Source organism: Acinetobacter sp. YH12128, assembly GCF_013418655.1.
Taxonomy (GTDB): domain Bacteria; phylum Pseudomonadota; class Gammaproteobacteria; order Pseudomonadales; family Moraxellaceae; genus Acinetobacter; species Acinetobacter amyesii.
The window spans coordinates 42,206-55,014 of record NZ_VPBO01000025.1 but is presented as its reverse complement, the minus strand read 5'-3'; the positions used below and the strand labels follow the sequence as shown (position 1 = coordinate 55,014).

General features: G+C 41.8%; 12 protein-coding genes and 1 pseudogene. 7 read left to right on the top strand and 6 right to left on the bottom strand.

The window, feature by feature from the left end; all coding sequences use genetic code 11:
• The 6 genes and pseudogenes from FTU64_RS13235 to FTU64_RS13210 all read left to right on the top strand — a co-directional run.
• Positions 1 to 109 (top strand): annotated as a pseudogene (locus FTU64_RS13235) (IS982 family transposase); the annotation flags it as partial.
• A 227-nt stretch (positions 110 to 336) separates the two neighbouring features.
• Positions 337 to 1,437 (top strand): BMP family ABC transporter substrate-binding protein, encoded by a 1,101-nt coding sequence (locus tag FTU64_RS13230; protein ID WP_180059990.1) that lies wholly within the window; start codon positions 337 to 339, stop codon positions 1,435 to 1,437.
• A gap of 78 nt (positions 1,438 to 1,515) precedes the next feature.
• Positions 1,516 to 3,111 carry an ABC transporter ATP-binding protein gene (locus tag FTU64_RS13225; protein WP_180059988.1) on the top strand — a complete coding sequence of 532 codons (1,596 nt, stop codon included), beginning with the start codon at positions 1,516 to 1,518 and terminating at the stop codon, positions 3,109 to 3,111.
• A gap of 18 nt (positions 3,112 to 3,129) precedes the next feature.
• On the top strand, positions 3,130 to 4,227 hold the full coding sequence (locus tag FTU64_RS13220) for an ABC transporter permease (protein ID WP_180059986.1): 1,098 nt from the start codon (positions 3,130 to 3,132) through the stop codon (positions 4,225 to 4,227).
• Between the two features lie 15 nt (positions 4,228 to 4,242).
• Entirely contained in the window at positions 4,243 to 5,163 is a 921-nt protein-coding gene (locus tag FTU64_RS13215) for an ABC transporter permease (protein ID WP_078190892.1), read from the top strand.
• Positions 5,164 to 5,200: 37 nt separating this feature from the next.
• Complete coding sequence (locus FTU64_RS13210; RefSeq protein WP_180059984.1) at positions 5,201 to 6,568, top strand: amidohydrolase family protein; 1,368 nt, start codon at positions 5,201 to 5,203, stop codon at positions 6,566 to 6,568.
• 83 nt (positions 6,569 to 6,651) lie between these two features.
• Here FTU64_RS13210 and pcaD read toward each other — a convergent pair whose 3' ends face one another.
• The 6 genes from pcaD to FTU64_RS13180 form a co-directional block, all read right to left on the bottom strand.
• Positions 6,652 to 7,431 carry a 3-oxoadipate enol-lactonase gene (gene pcaD / locus FTU64_RS13205; RefSeq protein ID WP_180059982.1) on the bottom strand — a complete coding sequence of 260 codons (780 nt, stop codon included), beginning with the start codon at positions 7,429 to 7,431 and terminating at the stop codon, positions 6,652 to 6,654.
• Between the two features lie 68 nt (positions 7,432 to 7,499).
• Positions 7,500 to 8,705, bottom strand: coding sequence for a 3-oxoadipyl-CoA thiolase (gene pcaF / locus FTU64_RS13200; RefSeq protein ID WP_180059981.1), 1,206 nt, complete (start codon positions 8,703 to 8,705; stop codon positions 7,500 to 7,502).
• A gap of 124 nt (positions 8,706 to 8,829) precedes the next feature.
• Positions 8,830 to 9,480 (bottom strand): 3-oxoacid CoA-transferase subunit B, encoded by a 651-nt coding sequence (locus FTU64_RS13195; protein ID WP_078193766.1) that lies wholly within the window; start codon positions 9,478 to 9,480, stop codon positions 8,830 to 8,832.
• A gap of 19 nt (positions 9,481 to 9,499) precedes the next feature.
• A complete protein-coding gene (locus tag FTU64_RS13190; RefSeq protein ID WP_078193765.1) occupies positions 9,500 to 10,186 on the bottom strand; it encodes a 3-oxoacid CoA-transferase subunit A in 687 nt (228 codons plus the stop codon).
• A gap of 153 nt (positions 10,187 to 10,339) precedes the next feature.
• A complete protein-coding gene (gene catC / locus FTU64_RS13185; protein ID WP_180009435.1) occupies positions 10,340 to 10,630 on the bottom strand; it encodes a muconolactone Delta-isomerase in 291 nt (96 codons plus the stop codon).
• A 20-nt stretch (positions 10,631 to 10,650) separates the two neighbouring features.
• The gene (locus FTU64_RS13180; protein ID WP_180059979.1) at positions 10,651 to 11,760 is read right to left on the bottom strand and encodes a muconate/chloromuconate family cycloisomerase; all 1,110 of its coding nucleotides are present in this window, start codon (positions 11,758 to 11,760) and stop codon (positions 10,651 to 10,653) included.
• A 103-nt stretch (positions 11,761 to 11,863) separates the two neighbouring features.
• Here FTU64_RS13180 and catM point away from each other — a divergent pair, with 103 nt between their 5' ends.
• Positions 11,864 to 12,787 (top strand): cis,cis-muconate-binding transcription regulator CatM, encoded by a 924-nt coding sequence (catM, locus tag FTU64_RS13175; protein WP_180059977.1) that lies wholly within the window; start codon positions 11,864 to 11,866, stop codon positions 12,785 to 12,787.
• Positions 12,788 to 12,809: the final 22 nt, after the last annotated feature.

Sequence of the window (12,809 nt, the reverse complement as noted above, 5' to 3'; positions counted from 1 at the left end):
AGCTCGTAGTATTCATGGATTTCTGAGTGGGATTTACGCATCGTTATGTGCATATCAACTTAATCATCAAAATAAACCAACAATTCAAATTATGGAATCATTGGCTTAAGCGGGATTCGGGTTAAATAATAATCTTTTAAATAAAATTCATGGATTCGATTTATATATATAAATTCACCTTTATTTTAATTATTAAATTTTATTTAAAATATTTTTTCATTTTAAAATAAATTTTGGAACGATATTTGCTAACTATAAATAGAAAATCGAATTTATGCAGAATAATTTTAGTTTTTTATAAATTAGATCAAGTTTTAATATTTTAGGTGGAATGAAATGATGCAAAAGAAAAGCTTTATAACCCGTTTAAAAAAAATGGCACTGGTATTTAGTGCAGCAGGTCTCTGTGGTGCAAGCTTGATGACTCAGCTACATGCAGCAGATAAAGCAGCCTTTGTATACATTGGCCCAACCAGTGATCATGGATGGACCTATTCACATGATCAGGGACGTATTAAAGCCCAAAAGGCCTTAGCTGGAAAATATACAACCACACATATTGAAAATATCCCTGAAACGGCCGATGCCGAACGTGTGATCCGAAACTTAGCGCAACAAGGCAATAAAGTCATTTTTGGGACGTCTTTTGGTTATATGAACCAAATGGAAAAAGTGGCAAAACAATTTCCAAATACCGTCTTTATGCATGCGACAGGTTATAAACAGGGCAAAAATCTAGGTGTTTATGATGTACGTACTTATGAAGGTGCATACATGCTCGGCGTTGTCGCAGGACAGCAAACGAAAAGCAACATTTTAGGTGTCGTTGGTTCATTTCCAATTCCAGAAGTTATACGCAATATCAATGCTTACACACGTGGCGCACAAAGCGTCAATCCTAAAATTAAAACCAAAGTGATTTGGGTCAATTCATGGTTTAACCCAGGCAAAGAACGTGATGCAGCATTAGCACTGATTTCTCAAAAAGCTGATGTGTTGATGCAAAACACGGATTCTCCAGCCGTGGTGCAAGCAGCACAACAAAAAGGCGTATATGCCTTTGGTTGGGACTCAGATATGAGCAAGTTTGGACCTAAAGCTCAATTGGCGGCTTCAGTGTTGCACTGGGAAAAAATCTATACCCCAGTCATGCAGCAAGTTGCAAATAAAACATGGAAACCAAGTGCAATCTGGTACGGCGTGAAACAAGATGCGGTCAAAATTGAAGCCTTTGCACCATTTTTAGCACCTGCCGTTAAGCAAAAAGCCTTAGGCGTACAAACCGCAATTCAAACTGGAAAATTACATCCATTTGCAGGCCCTGTATATAAACAAGATGGCAGTTTAGCGCTCGCTCAAGGTAAAAACATGAGTGATGCTGATCTCAACAAAATGAATTATTACGTGAAAGGCGTAGAAGGGGTTTTACCTAAATAATTTTGAAACATTCAAGCTGTGACCAAAAGTGCATCTCACTTTTGGTCCTATAAATTTACGTTGAAGAGAGCTTAAGTTATGAATGCATTTCAACAAGAACCTGCAAACCCACTCGATCGAGCTGAGCATAAAAATGTCATTCCTCGTCTTGAGCTCATTAATATATGCAAGAGCTATAACTCACTCAAAGCCAATCATCAAATTCATTTAATGGTTCAGCCCGGTGCAATCCACGCCATTTTGGGAGAAAACGGTGCGGGTAAAAGTACCCTGATGAAGATCATTTATGGGGCAACACGTGCAGATGAAGGCCAAGTCATTTGGAATGGCAAAGAGGTCAATATTGATAGCCCATCAGCCGCAAGAAAGCTGGGTATTGGTATGGTTTATCAACATTTTTCACTATTTGAAACCTTAACCGTTGCTGAAAATATTCTGTTGGGACTCGATGAAAAAGTAGATTTAAAACAATTGCATGAACGTATCGTTGCCGTGTCTGAACAATATGGATTACGTGTAGACCCACGTCGTGAAGTCTTTTCTTTGTCAGTGGGTGAGCGTCAACGCGTCGAAATTATTCGCTGTTTATTACAAAATCCATCCTTAATCATTTTAGATGAGCCGACATCGGTACTCACACCTCAGGCGGTCAAACAATTATTTAAGACCTTGAAATTACTCACTTCTCAAGGCGTATCTATTTTATATATCAGTCATAAATTGCATGAAATTAAAGAACTTTGTGATGAAGCGACGATTTTAAGAAACGGTCTGGTGACAGGACATGTCTATCCAAAAAATCAGTCAACCAGTGACTTAGCTCGTTTAATGATTGGTCGAGATTTGCCAACCTACCAGCATGTGGATTTTTCAGGTCAAAAAGAACAGCTTTTCTCTGTTGATGATTTGAATTACGAATCCGAAGATCCATTTGGAGTATCGCTTAAACATATCCAACTGGATTTGTATGGCGGTGAAATTTTAGGAATTGCAGGTATTTCGGGCAATGGTCAAGCGGAACTACTGTCCTTACTTTCAGGTGAGCAAGTTTCAAAAAAAGGCAGCATTGTTTTTCAAGGTGTCGATATTTCGCTGCAAAGTGCAGGACTGCGCCGTGATCAAGGGTTGGGCTTTGTACCAGAAGAGCGTTTGGGCCGAGGTGCTGTTCCAAATATGACACTGTCACAAAACGGTTTATTAACCGCTTTTCGTAAAGAATTAACCGATTGGGGTCTAATCAATTTTACAAAAATGCGCGCCTTTGCAGAGCAGTGTATTGAAAAGTTTGGCGTCAAAGCTTCAGGTGCTGATGCTGAAGCTCGGTCACTTTCGGGTGGGAATTTACAGAAATTCATTGTCGGACGTGAAATTCTACAAAACCCCAAAGTGCTGATTGTATCGCAACCAACATGGGGCGTTGATGTAGGCGCAGCGATGTTTATTCGACAAACCCTGATCGATCTATCACGACAAGGGGTTGCAATATTGGTGATCTCTGAAGAATTAGAAGAACTGTTTGAGATTAGCGACAGAATTTGTGTACTTGCCGCAGGGCAACTGTCAAAACCGATGAAAACCACGGATACCAATGCCGAGCAAATCGGTCTATTGATGTCGGGTATTTCAAACTCTAAAAACTCTACAGAAATGTCTCTGAATCAGGCACATGCCTAGCAATGAAAGGATAAATCCATGCATTTATTAGAACCTAGAGAGCATCCCTCTCAAATGATGAAATGGCTGTCTCCGGTTATTGCGCTTTTGGCAATGTTGGTGGTGGGCAGTCTGTTATTTTTAGCTTTAGGTGTTGATCCACTCAATGCGCTGTACATCTTTTTTATCGAGCCTCTAACCTCGATCTATAGCTTAAGTGAACTTGCGATTAAAGCTTCACCCCTGATTTTAATTGCGTTGGGTTTAGCCATTGGTTTTCGTGCGAAATTATTCAACATCGGGGCCGAAGGTCAGCTGACCATGGGCGCTATTTTTGGTGGCGGAATCGCGATTTTATTTCACGAACAGATAGGGTGGTGGATTTTGCCGCTCATGGTGCTGATGGGGGCAATTGGTGGCGCATTGTGGGGGCTTATTCCTGCATTACTCAAAACGCACTTTAATGCTGAAGAAACCCTGACCACGCTCATGATGAATTATGTGGCCTTATTCGTTCTGTTGTATCTGGTCAATGGACCATGGCGTGATCCTGATGGCATGAATTTTCCTCAATCAGTCATGTTTAGTGAGTCTGCGACATTGCCCTTAATTTGGGAAGGGACTCGAGTCAATGCATCTATTTTCATCACGATCATTGCTGTGGTGATATTTTGGATTTTTATTCGTAAAAGTTTAACTGCTTACAAACTTGAAGTAAGTGGGCAAGCACCATTGGCCGCGAAATATGCAGGATTTTCATCTAAAAAGGCCATTTGGCTCAGCTTAGGTTTATCAGGATTGATGGCGGGGATTGCAGGCATCTGTGAAGTTGCAGGGCCTATTGGACAGTTAAATCCAAACATTTCTCCGGGCTATGGTTATGCAGCCATTATTGTGGCGTATTTAGGTCGTTTAAACCCAATTGGAATCGTTCTTTCAGGTTTATTGATGGCACTGATTTATTTGGGTGGGGAAATGGCACAAATGCAGCTGCAACTTCCGGTTGCGATTACAGGTATCTTCCAAGGCTTATTGTTATTTTTCCTTTTAGCTTCAGATGCCTTGATTGAAAACCGCTATCGTTTTGCACCGAAAAAAAATAAAACGCTGACAGATCGTCAAGCGACTACGGCTTAGATTGAGGAGAAATGTATGAGCATTGAAATTACAGCCATTTTAGCTGGCACGATCGCCGCAGCAACGCCACTCATTTTTGCAGGTCTTGGTGAATTAGTCGCAGAACGGACAGGGGTCATAAACCTCGGTGTAGAAGGTATGATGTTGGTTGGTGCTATCGCTGGCTTTGCCTTCGCTGCACAATATGATGCGAGTGTGGCAAGTGCCTTAATGGTCGGTGGCCTTGCAGGCACATTGATGGCACTGATTTTTGCATTTTTTACCCTCTCTTTAAGTACTAACCAGTCCGCTTGCGGTTTAGCACTCACAATTTTCGGTATCGGAATTTCAGCATTTATAGGACAAAACTACGTGAGCATGGCATTGCCCGGCTTACAGGGTTTAGACATCCCGCTTTTAAGTGAAATACCTGTCTTAGGGCCTATTTTATTTCAGCATAACTATGTTGTGTATTTGTCCATGTTGGCTTTTGTGATTATTTGGTGGGTACTCACAAAAACTCGCCTTGGTCTGCTACTAAAAGCAGTGGGCGAGTCACCAGAAAGTGCGCATGCTATGGGCTATAACGTCTTAGCGATTCGCTACTGTGCGGTTCTTTTTGGTGGTGCTATGGCTGGAGTAGGTGGCGCATTTTTATCAACAGTCTATACGCCGATGTGGATTGAGAACATGGTGGCAGGTCGGGGTTGGATTGCGATTGCATTGGTGGTCTTTGCAACATGGAAACCTACCCGTTTAATGCTCGGAGCTTATCTATTTGGTGGCGTTACGATCCTTCAGTTCCATGCCCAAGCATTAGGTTTAAATGTGCCGAATGAATTGCTTTCTGCACTTCCATATGTGGCAACGATTGTGGTTTTAGTGCTGATTTCTCGTAATAAAAAACATCTAAAACTGAATTTACCAGCTTCACTTGGGAAAACCTTCAGCCCTTAATTTTGGCCAATAACACAATGTTCAAAGGAGCAAATGAATGAAATTACTGAGTGCAGGCCATGTATTAACTATGAATTCGTCCTTAGACTATATTCAAGATGGGGCAGTATTAGTCAAAGGCCAAGTGATACAAGCAATTGGCAAGAGAGAAGAGCTTTTAAAGCAGTTCCCAGATGCGATACATGAGCATTATCCCGATGGATTGTTGATGCCAGGTTTAATCAATACACATTGTCATTCGGGCTTACTTCGCGGCACCGCGGAGGGCTTACCTGTTTGGGACTGGTTACAACAATTTATTGATCCCATGCACCGAGTGTTATTACCCGAAGATGCAAAATTGGCTTCCTATTTATGTTATGTCGAAGCGCTGCTGTCAGGGACGACCACGATTGTTGATATGTGGCGCTATATGGATGGCAGTGCCGAAGTAGCCGAAGACTTAGGGATTCGAGCTGTATTGGTTCCGTATGTCGCAGAACATCCAGACCATAATTATTTTGAAACACTAGATAGCAATGAAGCGCTGATTCAACGATGGCACATGCGAGCAGAAGGTCGTATTCAGGTCTGGGTGGGGCTAGAACATTTATTTTATGCAGAAGATCAGGCCTTAGGTCGCATCCAAAAAATGTGTCAGGACTATCAAACTGGATTTCACACCCATAGTAATGAAAGCAAGTTTGATGTCGTAGAAAATCTGAAACGTTATGGCATGCGGCCTGTTCAGACCCTTGAAAAATTAGGCATGCTCGATGTGCCTCAATGCTTACTGGCGCATTGTGTATGGTTAGATGATGACGAAATTCAGCTGCTTAAACATTATCACGTTGGGGTTGCGCATAACCCCATTTCAAATATGAAACTTGCCTCAGGCGCTGCATCTGTGACTCAATTGCTCAAACAAGGCGTTGCCGTGGGTTTAGGTACAGATGGTGAAAAGGAAAATAACAATTTAGATTTATTTGAGGAAATGAAAACAGCTTCGTTATTGGCTAAATTTTCAAATTTAGATGCAGCAGCTTTAGATTCATGGTCAGTTTGTCAAATGGCAACTCGAGATGGAGCGCGTGCATTAGGACTTGAGCAACAAATTGGTTCAATTGAAGTCGGAAAGCAGGCGGATTTAATCGTGGTAAATACCGCTACACCTCGCATGACTCCTTTAATCAACCAAGGTAGTTTATTTAATCTACATACAAACTTGGTCCATGCAGTTCAGGGCCAAGATGTCGTGATGACGATGGTTGCAGGAAAAGTTTTGGTCAAAAATGGTCAACTGCTTAATGCAGACTTACAACAATTTATTGACCAAATTAATTTTGCCGCACCTGCATTATTTAAACGTCGTTCTGACTGGCTCAGTTTACGCGGTGCAGCAGTCAATGAGTTGCAAAGAACCTAAAACTTTCAACACATAAAACATAAAGCCCAAATCAATTTGGGCTTTATGTTTTTTAAATTTTATCGAAGAACAATATGCAGGATTTAAGCACTGATAAAAGAGATGAGTGTTTGGTTAAATGCATCAGGCTGTTCAATGTTTGAAATATGCGATGCATTAATTTCAAATAATTGGCTATTTGCGATGCGTTCTTGCATGAATTGACCATCTACAACTGTAGTTACAGGGTCTTGTTGACCTGCAATAATCAATACCGGTATGCGAATAGACGAGATTTCATTGCGCAAATCCGCTTTAGCCAAAGCTTCACAACAACTTGCATAACCTTCTGGGCTGCCAGCTCCGAGGTCGTTACTCAAAGATTGTACAGTTGCTGTGTTACTTTGGATAAAGGGTTCTGTAAACCATCGTGATGCTGCCGTTTCTGCAATTGGTTCCAGACCTTGTTGACGGACTAATTGCGCACGTTCATTCCAAGCTGATTCTTGCCCAATTTTTGCAGCGGTATTGCATACAATGACATGGTTAAAGCGTTCAGGATGATGTTTTGCAAGCCATTGGCCTGTTAAACCACCCATCGATATTCCACAAAATGTGGTTTGTTGAATATTTAAATGATCCAATAAATGGATGACATCTGTACCCAATTGATCAAGGCTATATGGCCCTTGAGGGGCAGAAGATGCACCATGACCACGTGTATCATAACAAATCACAAAATAATCCTGCTGTAGTGCCTCTATCTGAGGCTGCCACATGCTGAACTTTGTGCCTAAAGAATTAGAAAACACAATCACAGGTCGTGTGTGGTCACCAAAGGTTGCGTAATTAATCGTTGCATCATTGGATATAAATGTAGGCATGTTTTGAATCCTTAATTTTATAAATCCCCCTAAATCCCCCCTTTGATAAGGTGGACTTTTATTGAGGATTAAACACGTTCAATAATCAAAGCGATGCCTTGACCGACACCAATGCACATCGAACAGAGGGCATATTGACCTGAAATTGCCTCAAGTTGATTTAACGCAGTCGTAACTAAACGGGCTCCAGATGCACCTAAAGGATGCCCCAAAGCAATAGCGCCACCGTTTGGATTAACATGTTTAGCACCATCTTCTAAACCTAGTTCACGGGTTACCGCTAAGGCTTGAGCTGCAAAAGCTTCATTCAGCTCGATTACATCCATTTGTTCAAGGCTTAGACCTGTTTGAGCTAATAGCTTTTTGATGGCAGGCGCAGGACCAAAGCCCATGATTTTGGGTTCAACACCCACCACCGTTGCCGCAATAATTTTGGCCCGTGGCTTTAACTTAAATTTATTGACAGCATCATCTGAAGCAATCAGTAGTGCAGCCGCACCATCATTGATCCCTGAAGCATTGCCCGCTGTTACCGTCCCATCTGCTTTCACCACAGGTTTGAGTTTTGCCAAACCTTCTGCTGTCGTCGATGCACGTGGATGCTCATCTGTATCAACTATCAGTGGGTCGCCTTTACGCTGTGGAATGACGACAGGGATGATTTCTTTCTCAAAAAAACCATTGGCTTGTGCAGCGGCTGTACGGCGCTGACTTTCTAAGGCAAAAGCATCTTGATCTTCACGGTTAATGTTGAATTGTTCTGCCACATTTTCAGCGGTTTGAGGCATGGTTTCCACGCCATACATTTGCTTAAGGATTGGATTGATAAAACGCCAGCCCATGGTGGTGTCTTCAATCTTTTGGCTGCGTCCATAAGCACTTTCCGATTTACCCATAACAAAGGGTGCACGGGACATACTCTCAACACCGCCGGCAATAATTAAGTCTGCTTCATTTGCCTTAATTGCACGGGCTGCCATCGCAATTGCATCAAGTGATGAACCACAAAGTCGGTTCACAGTTGTAGCAGGAACTTGAAAAGGTACACCTGCGAGTAGCGACGACATTCGTGCAACATTACGGTTATCTTCACCGGCTTGGTTCGCACAGCCGTAAATCACGTCATCAACAGACTCCCAAGCAATACTTGGATTTCGCTGCATCAGTGCCTTAATGGGTAAAGCACCTAGGTCGTCGGTACGCATTGCTGCTAAACCGCCCGCATAGCGACCGAAAGGGGTGCGGATTGCATCAATAATATAGGCATTTTTCATTTTATAAATCCTAAAAACTCAGCTCCTCCCTTTTAACGGGAGGTTGGGAGGGATTTACAGGAAGTTAATTTTTTAAATTAATCCTCCCAAAATCCCTCCTTTAATCAAGGAGGGACTTTTTGCTTTATGCTGTCGTATCTATCAGCTTCGCACCTGTCATTGACTGCAATTCGTCAAAGCTCAAGCCCTCAACTTTTTCAATGACTTTCATGCCTTCCACCGTCACATCAATGACGCACAAATCTGTGTAAATACGATCTACACATTGCAGGCCTGTCGCAGGGTATGACAACTCAGCGACAATTTTCGGTTCACCTTTTTTGGTCACATGGTCTGTGGTAATAAAGACTTTTTTTGCCCCAACAGCCAAATCCATTGCACCACCAACTGCCGGAATTGCATCTGGCGCGCCAGTATGCCAATTTGCTAAGTCACCATTTTGGGCAACCTGAAAAGCGCCTAGTACTGCAATATCTAAATGACCACCACGCATCATGGCAAAAGAGTCGCCATGGTGAAAAAAGCAGCCACCCGTCTGCATAGTAACAAACTCTTTTCCTGCATTAATTAATTCAGGGTCTTCTTCGCCTTTAGCCGGAGGAGGACCAAAAGCCAAAAGGCCATTTTCTGAATGTAGAAAAACATCTTTGTCCGTTGGTAAATAATTTGAAATTTTGGTGGGTAAGCCAATGCCTAAATTGACATAAGCGCCATCTGGAATATCTTGTGCAACACGTTCTGCAATTTGATCACGGGTTAATTTGGTATAGCTCATGGTTCTTTCCTCACGTGATTTATGCAGATTGCTCAAGCTGTGCAGGTTGAACAGCCACAACATGTTGTACAAAAATGCCAGGGGTAATAATGTGCTCTGGGTCTAATGCACCAAGTTCAACCACTTCTGAGACTTGTGCAATTGTCACATCTGCCGCCATGGCCATAATGGGGCCAAAGTTACGCGCTGATTTGTTGTAGACCAAGTTGCCCCAGCGGTCGCCTTGATGTGCTTTGATTAAAGCAAAATCGGCTTTAATTGGATTTTCGAGGACGAAATCTTTGCCTTCATAATTGAGTGTAGGTTTGCCTTCTGCCAACAATGTACCGAAACCTGTTGGTGTATAAATTGGACCCAGACCCATACCAGCTGCCTGAATACGGCAAGCCAAATTACCTTGTGGTACAAGCTCAAGTTCTATCTTTCCTGCACGATATAATTCATCGAACACCCAAGAGTCAGATTGGCGAGGGAAAGAACAGATCATCTTACGGACAGCACCGGCTTTGAGTAATTTAGCCAGTCCATAGTCACCATTACCTGCATTGTTGTTGACGATGATTAGATCTTTGATCCCAAGTTCTATCAGTCCATCAATCAGTTCAGCAGGCTGACCAGCCGTACCGAAACCGCCAATCATAATGGTTGATCCATCCTTAATTTGAGAAAGTGCTTCTGTTAAGGAAGCGGTACTTTTATCAATCATGCTACGATCCTTCATCAAGAACGATAAAACTATTTACCTGACTAACCACTTCAGTCATACAAGGCAGATAATCTTTTATTTCAAATATTTACAAACTTAAAAATGCAGAAAATTGATTCCAATCATGTGTTACCCAATTGGAATCCAATCGCATCAGCTGTCATCACTACGAATAGAAGATGGATGACGATTTAAAGCCATAACTTCAATATTCATATACGGGTAAAGGGGCAATCCTTGTAAAATGTTGTGTAGCTCTTCATTACTTTCAACATCAAAAATACTGATATTTGAATATTGACCAGTAATGCGCCAGATATGACGCCATTTACCTTGACGTTGTAGATCTTGTGAATAAGCCTTTTCTACAGCTTTAATTTCATTGGCTTTTTCGACTGGCATATCTAATGGAATATTGACATCCATGCGTACTTGGAAAAGCATTTCTTACTCCTAGCTAAATGTTATTTACGACGTAAGTCATCAATTTTGTTTTCATCAATTTCAATCCCTAAACCTGCCGTGGTTGGAATCTTGAGTTCGAAATCTTGATATTGAAGTGGGGTTTTTAAAATTTCTTCAGTTAACAGCAATGGACCAAAAAGCTCAGTGCCATAAGCTAAATTGTCAAATGTAGAAAATGCATGTGCCGATGCAATAGTGCCTACAGGACCTTCAAGCATGGTTCCACCGTATAAATCGATACCCGCAAGTTTGGCGATTTTTGAAACCTCACAGCCTTCGATTAAACCGCCAGACTGTGCAACTTTGACTGCAAAAACAGAGGCAGAATTGTGCCGAGCAAGTTGATATGCCGTTTGAGGCCCCATCAGTGATTCATCTGCCATAATCCCAATATCAAAACGACGAGTTAAACGGCGCATTGCGTCAATATTATCGATCGCGCAAGGCTGCTCAATCAGGTCAACACCACCATCTTGTAACAACTGAATGCCTTTAATGGCATCTAATTCAGACCAAGCACGGTTAACATCCACACGGATAGAAATGTCCGCACCTAACGCTTTTTTAATGGCTAAAACATGTTCAACGTCGGCTTCAACGGGGCGTGAACCGATTTTAAGTTTGAAAATATTGTGTCGTTTTGCCGCAATCATTTTTTGTGCTTCGGCAATGTCTTTTTCCGTATTGCCAGATGCAAGTACCCAAAGAACAGGCAAGCTGTCACGTAAACGGCCGCCCAATACTTCACTTAAGGGCAGATTTAAACGCTGCGCCAAAATATCGAGTAGCGCCGTTTGAATGGCACATTTAGCAAAGCGATTGCCGTTAATACTACGTTTAATAGCTTGCATGGTTTGAGCAACATTCAAACCAGTGAGAGTTTTCAGTAAAGGACTAAAATAAGTTTCAATATTGGTACGAATGCTTTCAGGGCTTTCTTCACCATAGCCTAGACCACCAATCGTCGTCGCTTCACCCCAACCGATATAACCATCTTCGGTGGTGATTTTAATCAAAACAAGGGTTTGCGTTTGCATGGTTGCAACAGCCATCTTGTGCGGACGGATTGTTGGGATTTCCACGAGCAGGGTTTCAATCGACTTATACATCTTGCGTATTTCTTATCTATCCAACTATTTATATACCCTAATTTAATGTAATATCTTTAACTAGAGCGATTTTGGTATTTTTAGATACTTAAAAGGTATATAAATGGAATTAAGGCACTTACGTTACTTTGTCACCGTGGTTGAAGAGCAAAGTATTACCAAGGCAGCAGAAAAATTATGTATTGCTCAGCCGCCTTTGAGCCGCCAAATTCAAAAGCTTGAAGAAGAACTGGGCATTACCTTGTTTGAGCGTGGTTCTAGACCCGTGAAAACCACAGAAGCTGGTATGTTCTTTTATGAGCATGCTGTGCAGATATTGACGCATACCGCCCAGGCCACAACCATGGCACAGCGAATTAATGCCGTTGATAAAACTGTCCGCATTGGTTATGTCAGTTCGCTTTTATACGCATTATTGCCGCAAATTATTTATCTATTTCGACAACGCAACCCAGATATTCATGTTGAACTCATAGAATGTGGCACACGCGACCAGATTGAAGCCTTAAAAACCGGTCGAATCGATATTGGTTTTGGACGACTTCGCTTAACCGATCCGTCCATTAAACGTGTTTTATTAAGAAAAGAAGCGCTACGTTTAGCTATTCATAAAAACCATCATTTGGCTGAATTTAAAGACAAAGGCATTTATCTTTCTCAAATTTTAGATGAACCAATTTTTGCCTACCCAACAACACCTAAACCGAATTTTTCCACCCTCATTCAATCGATATTTACCGAATTAGGACTTGTACCTAAACATTTAACCGAAGTGCGTGAAATTCATATGGCTTTGGGCTTGGTGGCGTCAGGAGAGGGCATTTCCCTGATTCCTGAAAGTGCCAGTGATATTGGCATGAAAAATTTGATGTACATCCCAATCTTAGATTTGGAAGCCTATAGTCCAATCTCTTTGTCAGTACGAAATATGGATCATAGTAATTACATTCCAAAGATACTGGATTGCATTCGTGAAGTCTTCGTTGAAGAAAATATCGACTTACACGCCATCGATGCAGATGCATAACTAATCAAGGTTTCATGGTCGA

What these genes read in the sequence shown, in the direction of transcription:
- FTU64_RS13215 (WP_078190892.1), top strand. Translation starts at nt 4,243, where the DNA reads ATGAGCATTGAAATTACAGCCATTTTAGCTGGCACGATCGCCGCAGCA.
- FTU64_RS13225 (WP_180059988.1), top strand. Translation starts at nt 1,516, where the DNA reads ATGAATGCATTTCAACAAGAACCTGCAAACCCACTCGATCGAGCTGAG.
- FTU64_RS13195 (WP_078193766.1), bottom strand. Translation starts at nt 9,480, where the DNA reads ATGAGCTATACCAAATTAACCCGTGATCAAATTGCAGAACGTGTTGCA.
- FTU64_RS13180 (WP_180059979.1), bottom strand. Translation starts at nt 11,760, where the DNA reads ATGTATAAGTCGATTGAAACCCTGCTCGTGGAAATCCCAACAATCCGT.
- pcaD (WP_180059982.1), bottom strand. Translation starts at nt 7,431, where the DNA reads ATGCCTACATTTATATCCAATGATGCAACGATTAATTACGCAACCTTT.
- pcaF (WP_180059981.1), bottom strand. Translation starts at nt 8,705, where the DNA reads ATGAAAAATGCCTATATTATTGATGCAATCCGCACCCCTTTCGGTCGC.
- catM (WP_180059977.1), top strand. Translation starts at nt 11,864, where the DNA reads ATGGAATTAAGGCACTTACGTTACTTTGTCACCGTGGTTGAAGAGCAA.
- FTU64_RS13190 (WP_078193765.1), bottom strand. Translation starts at nt 10,186, where the DNA reads ATGATTGATAAAAGTACCGCTTCCTTAACAGAAGCACTTTCTCAAATT.
- FTU64_RS13230 (WP_180059990.1), top strand. Translation starts at nt 337, where the DNA reads ATGATGCAAAAGAAAAGCTTTATAACCCGTTTAAAAAAAATGGCACTG.
- FTU64_RS13220 (WP_180059986.1), top strand. Translation starts at nt 3,130, where the DNA reads ATGCATTTATTAGAACCTAGAGAGCATCCCTCTCAAATGATGAAATGG.
- catC (WP_180009435.1), bottom strand. Translation starts at nt 10,630, where the DNA reads ATGCTTTTCCAAGTACGCATGGATGTCAATATTCCATTAGATATGCCA.
- FTU64_RS13210 (WP_180059984.1), top strand. Translation starts at nt 5,201, where the DNA reads ATGAAATTACTGAGTGCAGGCCATGTATTAACTATGAATTCGTCCTTA.